This window comes from Streptomyces sp. NPDC107581 (assembly GCF_055657175.1).
In genome coordinates, this window is the sequence record NZ_JBVKBH010000034.1 from 1 (window position 1) to 21,734 (window position 21,734).

At 67.0% G+C, this 21,734-nt stretch carries 14 protein-coding genes and 2 pseudogenes; 7 read left to right on the forward strand and 9 right to left on the reverse strand.

The genetic code is table 11. The annotated features are described in order from the left end of the window. Positions 1 to 160: 160 nt before the first annotated feature. Positions 161 to 757 carry an SLATT domain-containing protein gene (locus ACZ7P3_RS41375; RefSeq protein ID WP_472089852.1) on the forward strand — a complete coding sequence of 199 codons (597 nt, stop codon included), beginning with the start codon at positions 161 to 163 and terminating at the stop codon, positions 755 to 757. Positions 758 to 759: 2 nt separating this feature from the next. Continuing rightward, positions 760 to 1,101, forward strand: coding sequence for an SMODS domain-containing nucleotidyltransferase (locus ACZ7P3_RS41380; RefSeq protein WP_472089853.1), 342 nt, complete (start codon positions 760 to 762; stop codon positions 1,099 to 1,101). On the opposite strand, the pseudogene ACZ7P3_RS41385 reads toward ACZ7P3_RS41380, so the two are convergent. After that, positions 1,100 to 1,609: pseudogene (locus tag ACZ7P3_RS41385) on the reverse strand (helix-turn-helix domain-containing protein); the annotation flags it as partial. The gene ACZ7P3_RS41380 and the pseudogene ACZ7P3_RS41385 sit on opposite strands and share 2 nt — an antisense overlap. Positions 1,610 to 2,099: 490 nt before the next feature. On the opposite strand from ACZ7P3_RS41385, the gene ACZ7P3_RS41390 reads away from it, so the two are divergent. The 4 genes from ACZ7P3_RS41390 (at position 2,100) to ACZ7P3_RS41405 (ending at position 13,628) form a co-directional block, all read left to right on the forward strand. Next, positions 2,100 to 5,729 (forward strand): LamG domain-containing protein, encoded by a 3,630-nt coding sequence (locus ACZ7P3_RS41390; RefSeq protein ID WP_472089865.1) that lies wholly within the window; start codon positions 2,100 to 2,102, stop codon positions 5,727 to 5,729. A 157-nt stretch (positions 5,730 to 5,886) separates the two neighbouring features. Further along, entirely contained in the window at positions 5,887 to 12,375 is a 6,489-nt protein-coding gene (locus ACZ7P3_RS41395) for an RHS repeat-associated core domain-containing protein (RefSeq protein WP_472089854.1), read from the forward strand. Further along, positions 12,351 to 12,806 (forward strand): Imm1 family immunity protein, encoded by a 456-nt coding sequence (locus tag ACZ7P3_RS41400; RefSeq protein WP_472089855.1) that lies wholly within the window; start codon positions 12,351 to 12,353, stop codon positions 12,804 to 12,806. Before ACZ7P3_RS41395 ends, ACZ7P3_RS41400 begins: the two co-directional genes overlap by 25 nt. Before the next feature lie 324 nt (positions 12,807 to 13,130). Continuing rightward, positions 13,131 to 13,628 (forward strand): hypothetical protein, encoded by a 498-nt coding sequence (locus ACZ7P3_RS41405; RefSeq protein WP_472089856.1) that lies wholly within the window; start codon positions 13,131 to 13,133, stop codon positions 13,626 to 13,628. On the opposite strand, the gene ACZ7P3_RS41410 is transcribed toward ACZ7P3_RS41405, so the two are convergent. From ACZ7P3_RS41410 to ACZ7P3_RS41425, 4 genes and pseudogenes are all read right to left on the reverse strand, one after another. Continuing rightward, positions 13,540 to 14,637, reverse strand: coding sequence for an integrase core domain-containing protein (locus ACZ7P3_RS41410; RefSeq protein WP_472089857.1), 1,098 nt, complete (start codon positions 14,635 to 14,637; stop codon positions 13,540 to 13,542). The genes ACZ7P3_RS41405 and ACZ7P3_RS41410 overlap by 89 nt on opposite strands. 65 nt (positions 14,638 to 14,702) lie before the next feature. Then, positions 14,703 to 15,551: pseudogene (locus ACZ7P3_RS41415) on the reverse strand (IS701 family transposase); the annotation flags it as partial. Beyond that, complete coding sequence (locus tag ACZ7P3_RS41420; RefSeq protein WP_472089858.1) at positions 15,436 to 16,653, reverse strand: transposase; 1,218 nt, start codon at positions 16,651 to 16,653, stop codon at positions 15,436 to 15,438. The pseudogene ACZ7P3_RS41415 and the gene ACZ7P3_RS41420, both read right to left, overlap by 116 nt. Before the next feature lie 321 nt (positions 16,654 to 16,974). Next, a complete protein-coding gene (locus tag ACZ7P3_RS41425; RefSeq protein ID WP_472089859.1) occupies positions 16,975 to 17,418 on the reverse strand; it encodes a DUF3995 domain-containing protein in 444 nt (147 codons plus the stop codon). Positions 17,419 to 17,597: 179 nt separating this feature from the next. On the opposite strand from ACZ7P3_RS41425, the gene ACZ7P3_RS41430 reads away from it, so the two are divergent. Further along, on the forward strand, positions 17,598 to 18,218 hold the full coding sequence (locus ACZ7P3_RS41430; RefSeq protein ID WP_472089860.1) for a TetR/AcrR family transcriptional regulator: 621 nt from the start codon (positions 17,598 to 17,600) through the stop codon (positions 18,216 to 18,218). Positions 18,219 to 19,176: 958 nt separating this feature from the next. Here the strand turns inward: ACZ7P3_RS41430 and ACZ7P3_RS41435 are convergent. The 4 genes from ACZ7P3_RS41435 to ACZ7P3_RS41450 form a co-directional block, all read right to left on the reverse strand. Next, a complete protein-coding gene (locus tag ACZ7P3_RS41435) occupies positions 19,177 to 19,644 on the reverse strand; it encodes a hypothetical protein (protein WP_472089861.1) in 468 nt (155 codons plus the stop codon). A gap of 211 nt (positions 19,645 to 19,855) precedes the next feature. After that, positions 19,856 to 20,125, reverse strand: a complete 270-nt coding sequence (locus tag ACZ7P3_RS41440) for a hypothetical protein (protein ID WP_472089862.1) — start codon at positions 20,123 to 20,125, stop codon at positions 19,856 to 19,858. Between the two features lie 718 nt (positions 20,126 to 20,843). Continuing rightward, entirely contained in the window at positions 20,844 to 21,167 is a 324-nt protein-coding gene (locus ACZ7P3_RS41445; protein WP_472089863.1) for a hypothetical protein, read from the reverse strand. A gap of 12 nt (positions 21,168 to 21,179) precedes the next feature. Then, on the reverse strand, positions 21,180 to 21,734 hold a 555-nt coding region (locus ACZ7P3_RS41450), incomplete at its 5' end, for a transposase (protein WP_472089864.1).

Consider the following 21,734-nt stretch of genomic DNA (forward strand, 5'->3'; position numbering starts at 1 on the left):
AACTTGGCCCGTAAGGCGGTGACGGGCGGACGCACTGTCATGGTTCACCGTCCCACCAACTCTGCCTGAACAAGTACTAATTGAAATACAAGCCCACTCAGAAGATGTGCAACTGACGTTCAGGCGCATGTCCAGGAGTCCTCGACCGAGTAGGAACGAATTGACACACGAGAGCGAAGCGGTGCCCGACCGCGACCCGTACCTTCTGGCGCAGATGCGAGAGGCCTTCGGGCGCGTGGTCTACAGCCACAAGACCCATGAGAAGCAGGCGGACATCTGCTTCACCAAGCACCGGTGGCAGCAGGGCGTCCTCATTGCTCTCACCGCGATCAGCTCGGGCACCTTCCTTGCCGCGGTGGTCGGCCTGCTCGGCAACGCAGTGCTGACGAGCCTCGCGACCTCTTCTATCGCGCTCCTGGTCAGCTGGATGAGCCTTGGGACGAAGACCTTCAAGTTCGAGGAGGAGTCCGAGGCCCACCGTGGCATCGCCTCTCGGCTGTGGGATGTCCGGGAGTCGTACATCTCCCTCATTGCCGACCTGATGTCCGGCACCGTCTCCAACGCGGAGGGCCGAGAGCGGCGGGACGAGCTGCAGCAGGCCGCGCGCGACGCGTACGCCGCCGCGCCCAGGACGAGCAACAGGGCGTTCGAGCGTGCCCAGGGCGGGCTGCAGAACAACGAGGAGATGACGTTCACCTCGCACGAGATCGACCTCTTCCTCCCGGAGGCGCTCCGGCTCGGCGAAGGCGAGGCATGACGATGAAGACCTCAGAGATCTTCGAAACGCTGCTCCAGAACCTCAAGGTCGGAGAGACGGCCACGACGGTCGCCTCGCGCCGGGACGAGATCACGAAGGCGCTCAACAAGGACTTCCGCGACAAGGACGGCTGCACCGAATACAAGCTGATGGTCGGATCGTTCGGCCGGCACACCGCGATCAAGGGCGTGTCCGACCTCGACATGATCTTCATCCTCCCGCCCGGGATCCGGTCGAGCTACGACGGGGACACCGGCCCGCGGAGGATTCTCGAGAGGGTCCGCGACGACCTCAAGGCGCGGTACAAGAACACGGAGATCCGCGTCGACCAGTGCGTGATGTAGCCCCTGCAGGCCGCCCGGGCCCTTTTACCTCCACCCACGTCGCCTCCTTCCAGCCGGTCACGGCCTGTTCGTCGCGCTCGGCCACCCTGCGCGCGGGCATCTGCGGAGTGAAACCGAGCCGGCGCATCAGCCTCGTAGCGCCCGAGACGCTGTAGGAGAGGTGGAACTTCCTGCCGATCAGCGTGGCCACTCGCGCAGCCGTCCACACCTGGTCCTCGGTCCAGCCGTGCGCGGCCGGCCCCTGCTCGAGATACCCGGCGAGCTTCTCCAGACAGCGGGGTGAGAGGCGACACCGGCCCCCGCTCGGCCCTCGCGAAAGCAGCGCGTCGGCACCACCTTGCCGCCACAACTGCTGCCATTGGTACGCCGACTTCACACTCACACGCAGCCGCCGGGCCACCTCCGGCGGTTTGACCTGCTGAGCGAACAGCTCCGCCGCCTGTATCCGCACCGCTTCCCGGCACCGCCGTGCTGCAGGCGTCAGCCCGCCCCCATCCGCATATCTCACGCACCACGGCCTACCGGCAACACGACACCCGCATCAGGATGTTCAGCAAAGATCACCCTAACGAGCCGAGATCAGTAACGCCCCGGGGAGAAGCCGTCCGAAGAACAGCCCAGCCGCCACCCGCAGCGCGCCACCCAGCTCTTCAGGCCGAGTGTTCAGCGGCAGTGCGGCCGGGTCGGCCACGATCGTGGAGTACCTCCCCCAGTGCGTCAGATCTGAAAGGTGTGGATCTTGTGGCTGGATTCAACTGGGCAGGTCAGCGTACTCACGTGAGCAGTCTCACACTTGATTGACCGTGTACGGTCACTGGTCGTTTACTTTCCAAGACCTTTACAAGATTCATATACGGGGGGATTTCGTGAAGCCTCAGTGGGCCGGCGTGTCGCCGGCGCGGAGGGCACGAAGAGCGCGCTTCTGCCTTCTGGGCGGTGCCGTGGCCTCACTCCTACTGTCGGTACTGCCCGGGTTGCCTGCTGCGGCAGCTCTGCCGATGTCGAGGACGGCAGCAGTGACGGGGCCGGTGGATGAGCCCACCGCGTCTGCCCAGGCCAAGGCGTCGGGTGAGCCGGTGGAGGTGACGGCGGACCGCACCGAGTACACCACGACCAAGGCGAACCCGGACGGCTCGTTCACGCTTACGCAGTCCACCACCCCTCAGCGGGTGAAGGAGAAGGACGGTGGGTGGGGCGCTGTCGATCCGGTACTGGAGCGTCATGCGGACGGCCGGATAGCCCCCAAGGGCGCGGTCGTGGACCTGTCCTTCTCCGGCGGCGGGTCGGGATCGGACATGATTCAGCTGGGCAAGGACGGACGATCGGTCACCCTCGGCTGGCCTGGCGACCTGCCGAAGCCGACAGTGGACGGTGCGACAGCGACCTATGCCAACGTGTTCGACGGGGTGGACCTGCAGCTGACAGCCACAGCTGAGAGCTACCGGGAAGTTCTTGTCGTCAAGACGCCCGAAGCGGCACAGAATCCGGCGCTGGAACAGGTCAGGCTGACCGCGTCCGGGGATGGCCTGTCCGTGGTGGCCGGGGCCGGCGGCGGTCTGCGGGCCATCGATGAAGACGGCAACGCCGTTTTCCGCGGCCCTGCCGGCCAGATGTGGGACTCGGCCGGTGACGGTGAAGCAGGCCCGCAGACACAGCTGATGCGCACGGACGCCGGGGGACCCGCGCAGGGGCAGGCGCACGATGATCCGTCGCAGCCGGGGGACGGCGATGCCACCGCGGTGCTGCCTGTGAAGGTCGATGACGGCGCAGTCGCCGTGCACCCCGACCTGGACCTCCTGCGCGGCAAGAACACTGTCTACCCCGTCTACATCGACCCTTCGGTCGGACTGGGAGTCTCGGAACGCACGAAGATCTCCTCGGACGGCGACAAGTTCTGGATGTTCGACGGCGGCAAGGGTGTCGGCAAGTGTGGCAATGCCGACGGCTACTACTGCGGCGGTGGCTACGTCGACCGCATGTACTTCGAGTTCGCCCCGACCCAGTTGGCCGGCAAGTATGTCCTCGATGCCACCTTCAGGGCCCATGAGACGTGGTCCTTCAACTGCGACCCGCACTGGGTGGATTTGGTACGCACCGACAACATCTCCGAGGGCACCCGATGGCCCGGCCCCAAGCAGCTGGACTTGATGGGCGACCAGAACGTCGCGGCGGGCCGCGGCAACCTGTGCAGCCCGGACCAGCCCGACAAGTGGATCGAGTTCAACGACAGCGCCAAGGAATCGGACGAGAACCTCACGGGTACGGTCCGCTCCTTCGCGGACGGCAAGATCAGCCGGCTCACCCTGATGCTGCGGGCCAAGGACGAAAGCGACACGCGAGCCTGGAAGCGCTTCGACGACAGCGCCGAACTGCAGGTCAAGTTCGCCTACAAGCCCGGCGTGCCCACCGACGTCGGCGTCATTCCCGGCGACGGCACCACCGCCGACTGCAAGAAATCCTCCACCGATCCCCTCATCGTGACCCGCAAGGATCCCATGATGCAGGCCCAGATACAGACGTTGGTGCAGCCGCACAAGGGCGAACCGGCAGCCACGCTTCAGGCCGAGTATGTGGTTGAGCGCGGTGATGACGCGGCCTGGCATCAGGTGTGGACGGATCACATGCCCGATACGGGCTGGCATGGTGATGGGACGCTGGAGAAGACGCGGACCAGCGAGCGCGCCGACGGCGGTCTGTACCGCTACAAGGCACGCACCCAGTCTCACTGGTCGTACGACGGCAAGAGCGGTGATCTGTGGTCGCCCTACAGCTCCTGGTGCTACTTCAAGATCGACTCGAGTGCACCCAAGGCGCCCCGCATCACCGCAGGTTCCCCCTACACCCAGTGCGGCAGCGAGGTCTGCGAAGGCAAGGGGGGACCGGGCGTGCCGGGCTCCTTCACCTTCCAGCCCAACAGTGCCGACATCAAAGACGGACACACCGACGTCACCGCCTATGAGTGGAAGCTGCTGTCCACGCCTGCCCGGCAGGTCACAGGCGGGCTCACAGCCGACGTCAAGAATGTGACACCACCGCTCTCGGGGACCCAGGTGCTCTCGGTGCGGGCCAAGGACGTGTACAAGCGGTGGGGCACTCCGGCGGAGTTCACCTTCAAGGTGGCTCCGGCCGCCGGCGCTGCCGGACGCTGGCACTTCGATGACGCAGCGCCCAATTCTGGAGTGACGGTGGCCAAGGACACCGCGACAGAGGGCACCCGGCACGACGCCACGCTCTACACCACGCACGCCGGCTGGTCGACCCTGGGACGCCGCGGAGAGTCCGACTACTCGCTGTACCTCAACGACAGCAGCACCGACACCACGCGTGACGGTTACGCGGCCACTGCAGCACCGGCGGTGAACACCAAGGACTCCTTCACCGTGTCGGCCTGGGTCTACCTGACCGATGCCTCACAGACCCATGTGGTGTTGTCGGCGCCGGGCGCGAAGGCGTCTGCCTTCACTCTGTACTACTCCGCGTCCTACAAGAAGTGGGTGTTCAACCGCACTGCCGCCGACGTCGATAATCCGGACTATCTGCGGTCGGTCGCCGACGCCGGACCGCCGCCGCTGAACGTGTGGACGCACCTGGCGGCCGTCTTCGACACCAAGGGCGACACGGACAAGACCAACGACACCATCCAGCTGTTTGTCAACGGCCGCCCGCAGGGCAAGCCGGCGGTGCTGAACGATCTGTCCAGCACATACCAGCCGTGGACGTCCCCAACCGGCCTCCAGTTCGGCCGCTCGCCGGCCGGTGGGGCCGGGGGCGAAAACTTCCGCGGCCGCATCGATGAGGTCGCCGTGTGGCAGTACGCGCTCAGCCCTGAGCAGGTGGCTCAGGAGGCGCAGCTGACCCAGGACGGCGTGGCGGCCAACGAGCTCGTGGCGTACTGGGACGCCACCTCCTCGACCGGCAATCAGGTCAAGGAGGTGACCCCCTATCCCGCACCGGCGCTGGCACTGTCGACTACCGGTGCAAAACTCGACGAAGACAACAACACCCTCGTTCTGGACGGGACATCGGGCTACGCCTCGGCGCCCGGCCCGGTGACCGACGAGACCGGCTCATTCACCGTCTCCGCCCACGTAAGGCTGAATGCCGATACCGATGCCGGCAGCCTGGCGTCCAAGCCGGTCGGCTACCAGGCCCAGGTGGCAGGACAGGCGATCGGCGGCGAGTCCTCGTGGGCACTGTGGGTGGTGAAGCCCGCAGCCGATACCTACCAGTGGAAGTTCACCCGCACCGCCGTCGGACCGGACGGCAAGGTCACACAGAGCGCTGAGGTGGCAGCCGCCGACCCCGCCGAGGTGAACACCGGGGTGGACGTCACCGGCGTGTTCGACGCCCAGGAGACGTGGCAGTGGACCGACCCGGCCGATTCCAGCAAGACCGAAGACCGCATGGGCCGACTGCACCTGTACGTGGGCGGTCTCGAGCAGCCCGGCGAAGACAACTCCGGATTCTCTGCAATCCAGCAGGGCACCGGCGTACTGTCCGCAGGCAGCGGAGCATCCGGCGGTTCCACCGGGCACTACCTGCCCGGCTCGCTGGAATCACTGAGGGTGTGGACTGGCGCGATGAGTGCCGACCAGATCCGCTCCCAGGTGCTGGACACGCCGAGCTGACGCCTGGCACGCAGTCACCAGCCCCTGAGCGGCCCGCTCTCTGAGCGGGCCGCTCGGCACCCGGCGGCTGAATCCGCCGCATCCTCTTGATTTTCGTCCTCCTCAACGGCACGCGTCCGGCGTGACACAGCCCGGCGCCGCGCAGGAAGAACCCGCCATGAATTCCTTTGGCATACCCAGGCCAGCACCAGGCCGCAGGGGCAGAGACAGAACTCGCTGGTCCCGTCGCATCGCTGCGACCACGGGCCTGGCACTCCTGTCCGGCCTGCTGACCCCCGTCGCCTTCGCCGCGGACACCGACCCTTTGGGGCGCCCGCACCTGAAGCCACCCCAGGCCACCAAAGTCAGCCCCTTCACGGCCAAGGTGAACAAGAAGGCAGCCGCCGAAGTACGCAAGGCCGACGAGGCCGACCAGGCGGCCGCCGCCCGGGCCCGCCACGACCAGCAGCGCAAGACCATCTGGCCCAAGGCCGGCAAAGCGTCGCTGACCATCCCGGACAAGGGCACCGCCCTGGCCCGCCCCGGCTCCCTGCCCGTCACCGTGACCGCCCCCGGCAAAGGCACGACGGCCCGGTCCGTCACGGTTGAGGTCCTCGACCAGAAGGCTGCCGCCAAGCTCGGCGTCAAGGGCGTGCTCCTCAAACTCACCGGCCCCGAGGCCGGCGGCAAGGCCCGCCTCGGCATCGACTACTCCGCCTTCGCCGCAGCCTACGGCGGTGACTGGGCCGGCCGTCTCCAGCTGACACGCCTGCCGAACTGCGCGGCAAAGGAACCGGAAACGGCGAAGTGCCGCAAACGCGTCACCCTGGACTCCGTCAACAACCGTGCCAAAGACAGCATTTCCGCGCCGGTGACCCTCGCGTCAGACCGGCAGTCCATGCTGCTGGCCGTCGCAGCGGGCACCAAATCCGGCGCCGGCGACTACAAGGCCACGCCGCTGTCCGCTTCCTCGACGTGGGAAGCCGGCGGCTCCTCAGGCTCGTTCACCTGGTCGTACCCCCTGAGGGTGCCACCGGCCGCCGCCGGACCGCAGCCGGACCTGTCGATCTCATACGACTCCGGCGCCGTCGACGGACAGACAGCCAACTCCAACAACCAGGGCAGCCAGATCGGCGCCGGCTTCGACCTGACCTCCTCCTACATCGAGCGCAAGTACGGCTCCTGCGACGATGACGGCCAGGACGGCAAGTACGACCTGTGCTGGAAGTACGACAACGCCTCCCTCGTCCTGAACGGCAAAGCCACCGAGCTGGTCAAGGACGACACCAGCGGCAAGTGGCGGCTGCAGGACGACGACGCCTCCACCGTCACCCGCTCCACCGGCGCCGACAACGGTGACGACGACGGCGAGTACTGGACGGTCATCACCGGAAACGGCACCAAGTACGTGTTCGGCCTGAACAAGCTCGACGGGGCCGGCTCGGACGACCGCACCCAGTCGGTGTGGACGGTGCCCGTCTTCGGCGACGACGAAGGCGAACCCGGCTACAGCAGCGGGGACTCCTTCTCCGGCCGGCACAAGATGCAGGCCTGGCGGTGGAACCTCGACTATGTCGAGGACACCCACGGCAACGCCGAGTCGTACTGGTACACCGCCGAGCACAACAACTACGACATGCTCGGCGACGACAACACCGGCACCGACTACGTCCGCGGTGGCTACCTGAAGGAGATCCGCTACGGCCAGCGCGCCGGCGCCCTCTTCTCCGCCTCCCCGGCCGCCTCGGACAAGGTGGTGTTCACCTACGACGAGCGCTGCCTGACTTCGGGCAGCGGCTGTGACTCGCTGACCAAGGACACCCGGGACAACTGGCCGGACGTACCGTTCGACGCGATCTGCAAGGACGGGGACAAGTGCACCGGCAACGTCGGCCCCTCGTTCTTCACCCGCAAGCGGCTGACGGCGATCACCACCTCCGCGTGGAACGCGGCGGCTTCCACCCCTGCCTTCGAGCCGGCGGACGTGTGGTCCCTCAAGCAGCTCTACCTCGACCCCGGTGACACCGGTGACTCCACCGACCAGTCGCTGTGGCTGGACGAGATCAAGCACACGGGCAAGCGCGGCACGGACCTGTCCCTCGACCCGGTCAAGTTCAGCCATGTCATGATGCCCAACCGCGTGGACGGCGCTGCGGATGACATCCTGCCGCTGAACAAGCCCCGTCTGAAGGCCGTCACGTCCGAGACCGGCGCGCAGACGATCGTCACCTACATGGACGCCGACTGCACCGCAGGCGGCAGTAAGCCCAAGCTGGACGAGAACACCAAGCGCTGCTACCCGGTGTACTGGTCGCCCAACGGCGAGAAGAACCCGATCCTCGACTGGTTCCAGAAATACCCGGTCAGCTCGGTCTCCACCACCGACGCCCGAGGTGGCTCCGAAGCTGTCCAGCACAGCTACCAGTACACGGGCGGCGCTGCCTGGCACTACGACGAGGACCCGCTGACTCCCGCCAAGGAGCGCACCTGGTCCATCTGGCGCGGATACCAGCAGGTCACTCACCTCACCGGCATCTCCACCGGCACGCAGAGCAAAGAGACCGCGGTCTACCTGCGCGGCATGAACGGTGACCGCGTGCTCGGCTCGGACGGCAAGACTCCCGACGCCGACAAGCGCAAGACCGTCACGGTCTCCGGCATCAAGGCCGGTGAGATCACCGACTCCGAGCAGTACGCGGGCTTCACCCGCGAGTCGGTCAGCTACAACGGTGACGCTGAAGTCAGTGGCACGGTCAATGATCCGTGGTCCAGGCGGACGGCGACCCAGCACAAGTCGTACGCGGACACCGAGGCGTACTACGTACGGACCGCCGCCACCCACACCCGCACCGACATCACCAGCAAGCTCACCCCGTACGACCGCGTGCACACGGTGAAGACCACCTACGACGACTACGGCATGGCCGAGACCGTCGAGGACGAGGGCGACGACTCGGCCAAGGACGACGAGAAGTGCACCCACACGTGGTACGCCCGCAACGACGACAAGGGCATCAACTCCCTGGTCTCCCGCGCCCGTACCGTCGCCGCCTCCTGTGCCACGGCCGACTCGGCGCTTGACCTGCCGGCCGACTCCAAGCAGCCGGGTGATGTCATCTCCGACATCGCCACGGTCTACGACGACACATCAGCCACCACCTGGTCGGCATCGCAGAAACCCACCAAGGGCGATGCCAGCTGGGAGGGACGCGCCAAGGGATACAGCAGCGACGACACCCCTGCCTGGCAGAAGGTGGCCAAAACGACGTACGACACGCTCGGGCGTCCGAAAATCGTGACCGACACCAACGACCTGTCGGTGTCCTCCACCACCTACGTACCTGAGGACTCCGGTCCGCTGACGTCAACGGCGGTGTCGGACGCCAAGACGTACAAGACCACCACGGCCCTGGACTTCGCGACCGGCGCGACACTGAAGGTCACCGACCCCAACAACAAGATCACCGAGAGTGAGTACGACAGCCTCGGCCGCATTACCAAGCTCTGGCTGCCCAACCGCTCCAAAACGCTGGGCAAAACCCCCAACTACGTCTACACCTACAACGTCACCAGCTCGGACATGTCCTGGGTCTCTACCGCGACCCTGAAGAACGACGGCTCCGGCTACAACACCAGCTACGAGTTCTACGACTCCCTGCTGCGCTCGCGCCAGACCCAGACACCGACGCCGCAGGGCGGACGGCTCATCTCCCTGACGCTCTATGACGCACGAGGCCTGGCAGTCAGCCAGCAGTCCGACATCTGGGACAGCACCTCAACGCCCAGCTCCAAAGCCGCGGAGACCTCCGGAGGCCAGGCGCCCACCCAGACCGACACAACCTACGACGGGGCCGGCCGGCCGACGAAGGCGGTGACGAAGGTCCACGGCGTCACCCGCTGGACGGTCGACACCACCTACACGGGCGACACCGTCGCCACCAGCGCCCCGACCGGCGGCCAGGCGACCGCCGTGGTCACCAACGCGCTCGGTCAGACGACCCAGCGCCGGGAATACGCCGGCCCGACGCCGACCGGCACGGACTTCACCACGACCGACTTCACGTACACCCCTGCCGGCCAGCAGGAGACGGTCACCGGCCCCGACCAGACCAAGTGGTCATACACCTACGACCTTTTCGGCCGCCAGGTCACGGCGACCGACCCCGACAAGGGCAAGAGCAGCAGCGAGTACGACGAACTCGACCAGCTCGTCAGTACGACACCGAACGACGACGCCTCGAAGAAACTCCTGTACGAGTACGACGTACTGGGCCGCAAGAAGGGCATGTGGCAGGTCAGCAAGACCGACGCCCACAAACTCGCGGCCTGGGACTTCGACCAGGTGGTCAAGGGCCAGCAGGACAGCGCCACCCGCTACGACGGCGGCGTGACCGGAAGGGCATACACCGAGAAGGTCACGGCCTTCGACGCGATGTACCACGCGACCGGCAGCCAGCTGATCCTGCCGGACACCGAGCCCCTAGTCACCGACGGCTACGTGCCCAAGACGCTGTCGTTCAGTACCGGCTACAACCTGGACGGGTCGATCAGCCAGTACTCCGCCCCGGCCGCGGGCGGCCTGGCCGCCGAGACGGTGTCGTACACCTACGACTCCACCGGCCACCAGCTCACCTCGAAGGGCACCACCGGCTACCTGCAGGGCGCCGCCTTCTCCCCGCAGAGCGACCTGCGTCAGCTCACCCTGGGCACCGACGGCTCGTCCTCGGCGAAGAAGGCCTACCTCACCTGGGACTACGAGGAAGGCACCCGCCGCCTCACCCGTTCCTACGTCACCGACGACGTACACGGCTACATGCCGCAGGAACTGAAGTTCACCCAGGACGACGCCGGCAACGTCACCTCCATCTTCGACGCCACCACCCAGGGCGGCACCGCCAAGGCCGACTACCAGTGCTTCGCCTACGACGGCAACCGCCGCATGACCGAGGCCTGGACCCCGAAGAGCGCCGACTGCGCGGCCTCCGGCCGCACGGCCACCAACCTCGACGGGGCAGCCCCTTACTGGACGTCATACACCTACACCGACGCAGGCCAGCGCAAGACCGAGACCCAGCACACCACGTCGGGCGACAAGACCACGACGTACACCTACAACGCCACCACCGACAACAAGCCGCACACGCTGGACAAGACGACCGGCGCCCGCCCGGCCACCTACTCCTACGACAGCAGCGGCAACACCACCTCCCGCCCTGGCCCCCCGGACCCCAAGACACAGGCGACGACCCAGCAGACTCTGGCCTGGAACACCGAGGGCGACCTCACCAAACTCACGGAGGGCACCAAGGAGACCAGCTACCTCTACGACGCAAACGGCGAACTGCTGATCCGCCGCGCCAAGGCAGACGGCGAAACCGTCCTCTACCTGGGCGCCGGCACAGAACTGCACCTCACCACCAAGGGCACCACGAAAACCGCCTCCGGCACGCGCTCCTACACGGCCAACGGCCAGACCATCGCCGTCCGCACTGCCACCGCTGGCGTCTCGGGCACGAAGCTCAGCTTCCTGGCTGCCGACCACCACGGCACCTCCAGCATCGCCCTCGACTCGACCACCTACGCGGTCACCAAGCGCTACAACACCCCCTTCGGCGCACTGCGGGGCACAAAGCCGACGTCCTGGCCCGACGACAAGGCGTTCCTCGGCAAGCCAGCCGACGACGCAGCCGGCCTTACCCACGTCGACGCCCGCGAATACGACCCCACCATCGGCCAGTTCATCAGCGTCGACCCGCTCCTGACACTCGACCAGCACCAATCACTCAACGGCTACGCCTACGCCAACAACACACCCGTCACCTCCAGCGACCCGTCAGGGCGAGGCGTCTGCATGCAGGACGGGGTGTGCGGGGGAACGAAATCGGTTGAGGAGTGGGAGAAGAAGCATGGGCGGGACTATGGGGACGGGCGTCTAGGCGGTAGCAGCGGGGGAGCCGGCACTAGTTGGGGACCCAGTAACACCGGCGGCACGGCAGCCACTGGTAGCGATGCCCCTGTACCAGCCCCAAGCCCAGGGCCAACACCGACACCCGGCCCCTATAAGGGCAATGCCAATGATCCTGCTCTTAGTGCGCTCAAATTCGTTTTCAACAAAATATTCGGAGAGCCTGATCCTCAGCTACTCTGCGATGCAGGTGGATCAAACTGCGAATATGTAACTCCCCAGGAAAACGTCGTCCCGTGGGTTCCGGGGCCGGGCTGGGCGCGCGCCATGGGCATCGGAATAGGCGCTGAAGGGTTTAAGGCGTTTGCCGCCCGGGTTCTTCCCAAATTTGCCGAGGGCGGGTCGACGGTCGGAGTCGGCGCCACTTCGACAGGGCACGTATACCGCCTCGTCAGCGGGAACAAGAAAGCCGACGCCGGGTTGATAGACATAGTTAACGACACCCTTCGCGAAAAAGGCGTTCTGAAGGGTGCTTCAAGATCGTCTCGCGCAAGTGATGTCGAGCAGAAAATGGCTGGCATCATGATTCGGGATGGCATTGACAAGGCTGAAATCGTCATCAATAACCCGGCTGGACCATGCGCGCAACCATTGGGGTGCCATCAGACCCTCGACACGATTCTGGGCAAACGGCAGCTCACGGTACACTGGCCCGACGGCAATGGCGGCTATGAGCAATGGACCTATGGAGGAGCGAAGTGACGCACGGTCGGGTGCAAGCGTACTATCGGCGCGAGCATGGGGATAGCCCGGTTTTGCTTCAAAGTCCAAGTGATGTTGACGTTTTGGTCGATACGCTTCTTGCGAGCCGACCGTCGGAGAACTTGGCCGCGCTGCACAGCCTGGACCGTCCACTCATGCCAGCAGGGGTTCCCGACCACGAGTTGATGGTCGGGGCAGACGGAGGACTTCAGGTCGGAGTTCTCGCGTTCATGGACGACGGGAACTTGGTTTCGCTTGATCCCTCGAAAGGACGAGGAGAGACCTCCTACTCCATCATGGGGAGTGCGACCGAATTTCCGAGTAATTCGGAAATCCCCATCGCTCTTGTGCGTCAGGCTGTAAAGGAGTTCCTGTCCTCCGGGGGGCAGCGTCCAACGTGTGTCCAGTGGCAAGAGCCGGAGTTCTGGTGATCTGCCGCGCCCCACACATGGAGCGCAAACCGGTAGTTCGTTGAACTCGGCGGCCACTACTCGTCGACCGGTAACGCACACCGGTTGAGGGTGCGCGGCTGTGCAATCTGGCCGAGCCCGTCGCTTCACCCGTGGCGACGGGCCCGGCCCTTGTCGGCGGGCGACGGCGATGGGGGCGGGGCACGCCGTAGGACACTCGTCGGGCGCGGCCTGTTCAGCCGGGGCGATGGTCAGCTGGCAACGCATCTTGCCGGAACCCAGCGGCCGACGACTCTCTGCTCAGGTGGCGCATCGCCTGGTGGGGATGGTGGCCAAGTCGCGTACATGCTTGATGAGCGGGGTCTTGGGGAAGGGAACGACGCCGAGATCGGGGTGGACACGCTCGACGAGGTAGTCGTCGACGCAGCTTGTGAACTCTTTGGTGAGGATGGGAGCTGCGCTGCGGTCGTCGAAAAGTTCTTCGGGGGCGAAGCCGTGAAGAGCCAGTTGACCCTCCCAGTGCTCTGCGTCATAGAACTCGCCGTGCTGGGCATGGTCGAGGAAAAGGCAGTACTCGGCGGTGTCGTCCCCGGCGCCGGCGGCGAACTGCCACCAGAAGCGGGCTCCTTCGGCGTGGCCGCACAGGTGGAGCAGGCAGCCGAATGTGCGGGCGCCGGCATGGTGGGCGTAGTGCTGGTCGATGAAGTCTGCAAGATTGCGATCCTGCCCTTGCCGAAATCATCGTCCGTGCAGGTCACGCGGCATGTTGGTACTCGTGGAGGATGCCGCCAAGGCGATCTCGTCTGCGTACATCGAGGCGGGCTGTCTCGTCCGGATCCGTGATCGGCGTAGGTAAGGAGTGCAGCGGACGGGCGTTCGCGATGCCCTGATGCAGCCGGTGGAAGTTGTAGAAGTCTTCGAACTCACGCAGGGCGTGGAGCAGGTGCCGCTGGTTCCAGATCAAGGTGCGGTCCAGCAGCTCGCGCCGGCAGGTCTGCACCCAGCGTTCCATGATCGCGTTCATGCGGGGCATCCGAACCCCGGTGAGTACGACCTCGATGCCTGCATCCTTCAAGACGGCGTCGAACAGGGCGGGGAACTTGCCGTCCCGGTCCCGGATCATGAACTGGGCGCGGCAGCCGGCGTCCTCGAGGTCCATGACGAGGTTCTTCGCCGCCTGTGTCACCCAGGTTGCGGACGGGTGCGCCGTCGCGCCCAGGACCCGGATCCGCCGGGTGGTGCGCTCGATCACCGCGAAGACGTACAGCCGGGCCCCTGTCAGCGTGAGGGTTTCGAAGAAGTCGCAGGCGAGCAGGGCCTCGGCCTGCGAGCGCAGGAAATCCGCCCAGGTATTGGAGCTCCGTGCGGGTGCGGGGTCGATCCCGGCCTCCTTGAGGATCTCCCAGACGGTGGAGGCGGCCACCTTCACGCCGAGCGTGGCGAGTTCGCCGTGCACCCTGCGATAGCCCCACGACGGATTCTCCAGGACCAGACGCAGGACCAGCATGCGGATCGACCGAACGATACGCGGACGGCCCGGCCTCCTCGGCCCTGAGACGCGAGCGTGGCGCTGCCTGGTCAGATCGCGGTGCCATCGCAGCACGGTGTCGAGCTGGACCAGCAACCGGAGCCGGCGCAGAACCTCGCGCGGCAGCGGCACCAGCAGAGCAGCGAGGAAGGCCCTCTCCTCCGCGGCGAACTGCACCCGGCCCGCACCGAGCTGCCGCTCAAGCACCATGATCTGGTGACGCAGGACGAGAATCTCCGCGTCCTTGTCCCGGCCGCTCATCGGCAGCAGCCGCAGCGCGGCGAACACATTACTGATGACCAGGTAGGTGAGACGAAGCAACATCTGGTCATCCTGCCGCAGCACCCAGCAAGCCCGTGAGCTGCACGGATGACATTATCGGCAGGCACACGGATCAGACTGCGACGGGCCAAGACCCAGCGGTGGTGCGTGGATAGGGCACCGTCGACATTCTCGATCACAGGCAATCGCGCTGCCGCCCAGTCGTAGATCCGTGGGCCCTTCGCGCCGTCTCCGCAGGAGATCCGTTCCCAGGCGTCGTCCGGGGCGCCGGCCAAGACGTGATCGATGCGCCAGCTCCCCGCAGCCGTCTTGACCTGCTGCGACTTGGGCACCGCCAGGACGTAGCCCACGCCGGCCTCTTCCAGTGCCTGCCGGAAGCGCCCTTCCTGCCCATAGACCGCATCAGCGGTCACCCAGGCGATGGGCAGCACGGAGTCCAGCGCCCGCCGGACCATCGCCCGCGCCAGTTCCGGCTTCGTCGCGAAGGCCCTGTCCTGCGGGATCCTCGCTGTCCGGCACCGATCCGGGTCATCGGTCCAGGACTTGGGCAGATACAGCTCCCGGTCCACCAACGCACGGCCACGGGTTGAGGCGTAGGCGGCGAACACACCGATCTGGCAATTCTCGGTGCGGCCCGCCGTCCCCGAATATTGCCGTTGGACTCCGGCCGAGACGATGCCCTTCTTGATGAACCCGGTGTCGTCCACGATCAGCACACCGTCCGGCCGGCCGAGCCGCTCGGCCACATAATTCTGCAGGTCGTCGCGGATCTCGTCCGGATCCCATTGGCACCAGGACAGCAGTCGCTGCAGCCCGTACGGCGTGGCGTGACCAGCGTGCTCAGCAAGCTGCCAGCTGTTCTTCCTGCCGACCGGGCCGAGTAGCCCACGCACGTAATCCCGCATCCGCCGCCGTGGCTCGATACGCCCGAACCGCTCGCCCACCCGCAGCAGCAACGAATCCAGTTCCGCAGCCCACAGCCCTGCTTCGACCGGTGAGGCCGCCGGGAAGGTGGTCATCAAGCCCTGACTGGACTCGCAAGACGGCCGGGCAAATACGGCATGGCGGGCCAGCGGCGGCGAGCACCACGACTGTGTTTTCGCAACTGCTTGGAGGAGGGCCCGGCAATACTCCTGGCCCTCCTCCTCGAGCCGCTCGCTGCCCTTCGGGTGGCGAACGCCGCAAAGGACTCGGGCCAGCTGCGTGCCTACGCCGGCGGCGCACGGTCTTGCGGTCGAGGTTCAGACGGCGGGCGATGGCGCTGATCGTCCAGCGTTTCTCCAGCAGGCGGTGGATGTCTTGGTAGCGGTGGCGGGTCCGTTCGATGATCTGGGTGCGGGGTAGCTCCGCGGGCGGTAACAGCATCGGGGGCAGCTCCGGCACCTCGGTCACCGTCGCCTCCTCGGCATGTTTGCGCAGGCAGTTGCGATGCTGGTGGCAGGTCTTCTCCACCGCGACGGACAGGTTCTGCAGCAGGTGCCAGCGGTCGGCGACTTCCAGGACGTGAGGGGCGGCTTTCTTGACTGCCTTGGTGTAGGCGGTGGCTCGGTCCCGGCAGATGATCTCGGCGCCGGGATGCTCAGTGAGCCAGGCCGCGAAGCTTTCGGAGGTGCGGTCGGGCAACACTTCCACGACCCGGCCAGCCTCGACGTCGACCAGCACGTGCCGTAGGTGCAGCCCTTCCGGAAGGCGAACTCGTCCACCCCCAACACCCGCGGCGCACGGTCCGGCACCGCCGGCGCCCTCAGCAGCCGGAGCAGCCGCGTCCGGCCCGCGGTCAGCCGCAGCCGGCGGCACAGCCGAGCGGCGGGACGGCCGCCGAGCTCGATAGCGATCGACCGCAGCCAGCCCGCCAGCCCGGTGCTGGAACGGCGGTAGCGCGCGGAGAGCCCGCGTACCTGCTCGACGAAGGTCGTGCGGGAACAGCTCCTGCGGTCGCAGAAGTACCGGCGCACCCGCAACCGGATGATGACCCGGCGCGAGCCCAACGGCCCCTAATCCAGGGTGCGTTGATACGTGCTGTGCACAGGGCGGGCCTGCTTGCGGCAGTTCGGGCACCGACCTGGGCGGGCCGTCGACACCGCCTCCACCACCAACATGCCGGAGGAGTCGCTCACCCCCTCCACTCGCACATCGATCCCGGGAAACAGCACAGCCTCAACCGTCTTGCTCGCCACGGCAGGAAGTACGCTGCCGAAACGATCCCGCGTTCCTGCCGCTGACCTGTGGATTTACGGAACTGCGGTCAGAGCCTTTCACGGCTCTGACCGCAGTTCCATGAACGCTGATGGAGTCCGCGTTCACTGTGGCCTTCTGCCTTGGGGCGTGTCTTGTTGATCGGCCTGGGCCCGTCGGGCCCTTCGGGGCGGGCGGGGTGGGTCAGGCTTGGCCCTGAGGGTTGATGCGGCGGCGCCGGGTCCGGGCTGCCACGTAGCCGGTCAGGCCGCCGAGGACGATGCACAGCGGGGAGTACAGCAGCAGGTCCCAGTGCCGGAACTCGTGCGGTGCCTCGCCCAGGGCGAAGCCCGAGGCGACCAGGCCACCCAGCCCGCGCATCGACAAGACACCGCAGATCGTCCAGAGCCCGGCCCGGACCAGGCGCGAGGAAGCCAAACGGTTCGCCGGCCGGGTGCCGGTGGCGACGAGCCAGGAGGCCACGCCCAGCAGACCCGCGACGGCCAGCGTCAGCGGGCGGGACGGCAGCTGCGACTCCTCCACCCCCACCACGGCGGCCGCGAACTCGGCCCGAGAGTCCAGCGGCCAGGGAGAGAAGGCCCACACCGCGTGCAGGGCCCCAGCCGCCAGCAGACCCGCACTCGCCACGGCAGCTGCCGCCCGAACACCAAGGCCGGCACCTGCTGTTGATACAGCGCCTGGCCGTCGTGGCCCTTCCCCACGCCCCGCCGGTCCGAGCACCCATGCCACCAGGTTCATCCCGCCACCCCTTCCGAGACAGTTCCATACACTGCTGTACGGATGTTCCATACAGTAGTGTACGGAACATGGGGAAGGGCAAAGTCAGCAGGGACGACTGGACGATGGCCGCGTTGCGGGCGCTGGCCCGCGGCGGGGTCGCCGCGGTAGCGGTGGACCGGCTGGCGCGCGAGCTGGGCGTCACGCGCGGCAGCTTCTACTGGCACTTCGCCGACCGGGAGGCCCTGCTGGTGGCAGCCCTGGAGACCTGGGAACTGCGCGCCACCACCGAGGTGGTGGCGGCCGTCCAAGCCCTGGATGACGCCTGGGCCCGGGCCCGCGCCCTGTTCGCGGAGGCCCTGGGCAGCGAGGAGATCGCCGGTCTGGAGCCCAGCCTCGCCGCGCAGGCCGGCCATCCGGCCATCGCCGAGGTGGTCGCCAGGGTCACCGAGGCCCGGCTGGCCTTCCTCGCCGAGATCTTCACCGACCTGGGCTTCGGCCGGCAGGGCGCCCGCCACCGAGCACTCTCCGCCTACGCCGCCTACCTCGGCTGGCTCGAACTGCGCCGTACCGCAGCTGCCCTCGCACCCGAGACGCAACTCCACGACCCCGGGGCCTCGGTAGCCCTCGACCACCTGGTTGCCATGATTCTCACGCCGGCCGAGCCACCCGCAACGGACGGACCCGCCGACGCGTCAATGGGCGCCTGAAGCACGGTCCGCGACGTGGACAATACGCTCCAGCTCCCCTGCATGAGCAGTGCCATTGCTCCGGACCAGGCGAATCCGTCCCCCTATGGCCGCAGAGGTGCCGACGCACTCAGAGCCGGACTATGGCCCGGCACGAACCCAACGGCCGTTCCTGCCGAAACGATCCCCCGTTCCCTTCGGCGACCTGGGCATTCACGGAACTGCGGTCAGAGCCAATTTCGGGCATCCCCATCACGGTAGCGCCGGGGCGGGGCGCTCCGGGACGCTACGGACGAAACCCGGCACCGGACGGTGGTGCCCGGCCGGGAGCACTCCCGCGGGTGACACCAGCACGTGACGACTTAGACTCGGCGCCGGTACAGCGCGAAGGCCCCCACCCCCGGCATGGGGTGAGGGCCAGGCCGCGACTACCGGCGGGTCGTTCCCGGCTCAGTGGTTTTGAGCCGGGGGCGGCTCGCATCCGGGGATACATCCACTCCCTGATGCTGCGCCCCGTCCAATACGCGGCGGCGGCTACCAGAGCGAGCCACAGGCGGATGCGTCGCCGGGCCCAGGGCCCAGGGCCAGGTACGGCCGGTACCCCAGAGGGCTGCTCGTGAGGCCGAGCGGTGATGACCCTACGCGACCGCGAGGGGAGCGTGCAGCCATCCATGGAGCGGCCGCCGAGCCCCAGTTGAGACAGCGAGTACGCTCCGTCATCAAGCTATTTCCTTCCCTAGCATGTGGCGTGCTTGGGTTAACAGCGGCCATGTCACAGTCGGTAGCCGACGTGTGCGACGCGACTGATTACTGGTAGTGAGCTTCTACCGAGCGTGACCCGGCAAAGTGCCCGGTTACCCGGCCGGGCGGGCGCCCGGATCACGCAGCGTCGTATGTGAACTACGTCACACCGCCGTGCATGGGCTGCGGCACATGGAAAGGGCCCGGACGGCCAGGCCGTCCCGGGCCCCTGTGAACGTCAGTTGGCGAGATCGCCGAGCCGAGGACGAGTGTCACGAAGCCGCCGCTTCACGATCCGCCAGCCCTCGTCCTGCCGGCGCACCGGCAGTTCCTCGACCTGCTCGCACAACTCCACCCAGACGTCGTGCGCCTTTTCCTTCTGCGGGCGCAGGTCACGCACAGCCTTCTCGGAGAGGGCCCCCTTCCAGGCCGCGCCTACCGCCTGCCCGAGAAAGCCGAGCATCTGCCGGCCGGTGGGCTGAGGCATCGTCTCCGGATCGTCCTCCGAGTGCTGCTCCGGAAGCGAGTCCGCGACCCGCTCCTGCAGTGCGGTCTCGGCCTGCTTCGCTTCAATCCGTTTCTGATAGGCGGCGACGATCCGCGCTATGTCGGCGTCGAAGCTGTCCAGGTCCTCCGGATAGCCCTGCTTGGCCACCAGGGCGTCCCTGGTGCCCTTCAACGTGTGCATCTTCTGCTGCTCGGCCATCGGCTCTTCTCCTTCGCATCCTGGCCGCGCCCGTTAGGGATCATCCCCGACGGGCACCAGCCGCTTCGAATCGCCCCCACCGGTATGGAAGACTCCGGCGCCGAGTCACCCGCTCAGCGGCCTGTCTGCGCCCTCTGGTTGCCGTCGTCCTGGATCTCGTCGCCCAGGCCGATCGGACTACTGGCCGGGGCCGACAAGGCCGCCGCGGCCGTCAGAACGCCACCAGTGCACCGTCACGATCGGATGGCTCGCGCAGTCGAAGACAGCAACGTTGTTGGGACCGTTCGAGGCGTACAGCGTCTTCGTCTCCGATTCGCCGGGCGTCCTCGAGCGCAGCCGCGGTCTCGGTGGCGGTCATCCCGGCGGCGCGGCGGCGCGCCGCGCGGCGGCCGACCTTCGCCTGGTCGACCGGCTGGCGGGGCGCGGCCGCGCCGAGCGCCGGGATGCGCAGGCGGCGGGATCGGGGAACAGGGGTGCTCACGGAGCCTCCCAATCGTCGCGGGAACGGGTGACGGAATACCCGGCTGCCGGGCGGGTGCATGGCAGCCGTAGACAGGTTCATAGCAGCCTCGAAGTCCGTGCGGCTAAAACGAGATTTCGAGGTGTTCCACGTCCTGGAAATCCGCGCGCAGGCCCGCGCGGGCGGTGCCGCCCTCGCGGAAATAGGACTCGGTGATGGCCTCAGCGAGCAGCGGTTGCAGATCATCGTCCGTCGCGCCGCGCTCCTTCGCGTCCAGGATCCGGGCGGCGTGCGAGGGCGAGACGGCGGTAATGATGTCCCGTACCCGAGGCCGTCGTCGGAGGTGCCGTTCGCGGTGAAGCCGAAGGTGGCCCGGCAGGTGATGACGAGCCCGCCGGAGGCGGCCGCGCGCTGCCTCGCCTGCGCCCCTGACCCGTGGTTGCCACTGTTCCTCGGTCTCCTGCGTCAGGGCCTCCTGAAGACGCTTGTGGGGCTTCGTGGAGGCGCCGGTGAGGTAGGCCGTGCACCGTGCTGCGGGAGACGCCCAGGCGCTCGCCCAGGGCCTTCGTGGAGCCCTTGGCGCGTGTGCGAAGGAATTTCATCTGGGCTCGCGCGGATTTGGGCGCCGGGCGGGTGAACACGGCGCGCTCCGCGCGCCTCAGGGCATCGAGGATCCTGACCTTGGCCTGCGGGCGGGTCGGCGGCGAGTAATTGTCAAGAGTTGTGGGTCCGCGGCGGCTCACCATGATTCGCGGCCCAGGTGCACGAGACCTTGGATGGTGCCCAGGTGGGTGTGCAGGGTGGGCTCTGGGGCTGGGGTGTTGGTGAGCAAGAGGACCTGGAACGCCGGGTGTTCCGCGGCGTAGAGGTCCTCCTGGCCGTCATCGCCGGGGATGGCGTTCGGCTGGATCTCGATGTGTCCGTAGGTTCCCTGGGCGAGGTGGTAAACGCCCCGGTAGTCACTTTCGCGCTCGGTGAAGACCACATCGAGGTGGCCGGTGACGAGGCGGACCAGTTCGCTCGCGGTGTGTGTGCTGGTGCCGTAGGTGTCGTAGTCGGTCATGGTGGCCTGACCTTATGCCGCGATCGTCTCGGCGCGTTCGAGGAGCTCGCCGCGTTCGAAGCGGGCTCCGGCCCTCACCAGGGCGACGAGGCGGGGTGCGTTGACGGCCCGCCATCGTGCCTGGGCGGACTCGACGAGCTTGAACACCATCGCCACGGCGGCCGCGCGGGAGCCGGCGCCCTTGGTGACCTTCGTCCGTAGCCGGACGGTCGCGAAGGTCGACTCGATCGGGTTCGTGGTCCGCAGATGGATCCAGTGCTCGGCGGGGAAGTCGTAGAAGGCCAGCAGCTCGGCCTCATCATCCGTGATCTTCTTGACGGCCTTGGGGAACTTCGCCTTGTACTGCTTCTCGAACGCCTTGACCGCCCTGGCCGCGTGCTCCTTGTCCTCGGCGTTGTAGATGTCCTGGATGGCCTTCTTCGCCGCGGGCTGGGCCGACTTGGGCAGGCTGTCGAGGACGTTGGCCGTCTTGTGAAGCCGTAAAGAATCAACTTGTCGGAGTGTCGGTTTGCTCGTCCGCGGCCGCGAGGAGATCGGGGGCGGTGCGGTAGCGGGTGGCGGCCGGGG

Excerpts from the sequence above, each read along its gene's own strand:
- ACZ7P3_RS41410 (WP_472089857.1), bottom strand. The coding sequence starts at position 14,637 with ATGTTGCTTCGTCTCACCTACCTGGTCATCAGTAATGTGTTCGCCGCG.
- ACZ7P3_RS41435 (WP_472089861.1), bottom strand. The coding sequence starts at position 19,644 with ATGGCCGAGCAGCAGAAGATGCACACGTTGAAGGGCACCAGGGACGCC.
- ACZ7P3_RS41395 (WP_472089854.1), top strand. The coding sequence starts at position 5,887 with ATGAATTCCTTTGGCATACCCAGGCCAGCACCAGGCCGCAGGGGCAGA.
- ACZ7P3_RS41405 (WP_472089856.1), top strand. The coding sequence starts at position 13,131 with ATGCTTGATGAGCGGGGTCTTGGGGAAGGGAACGACGCCGAGATCGGG.
- ACZ7P3_RS41430 (WP_472089860.1), top strand. The coding sequence starts at position 17,598 with ATGGGGAAGGGCAAAGTCAGCAGGGACGACTGGACGATGGCCGCGTTG.
- ACZ7P3_RS41445 (WP_472089863.1), bottom strand. The coding sequence starts at position 21,167 with ATGACCGACTACGACACCTACGGCACCAGCACACACACCGCGAGCGAA.
- ACZ7P3_RS41400 (WP_472089855.1), top strand. The coding sequence starts at position 12,351 with ATGGACCTATGGAGGAGCGAAGTGACGCACGGTCGGGTGCAAGCGTAC.
- ACZ7P3_RS41390 (WP_472089865.1), top strand. The coding sequence starts at position 2,100 with ATGTCGAGGACGGCAGCAGTGACGGGGCCGGTGGATGAGCCCACCGCG.
- ACZ7P3_RS41380 (WP_472089853.1), top strand. The coding sequence starts at position 760 with ATGAAGACCTCAGAGATCTTCGAAACGCTGCTCCAGAACCTCAAGGTC.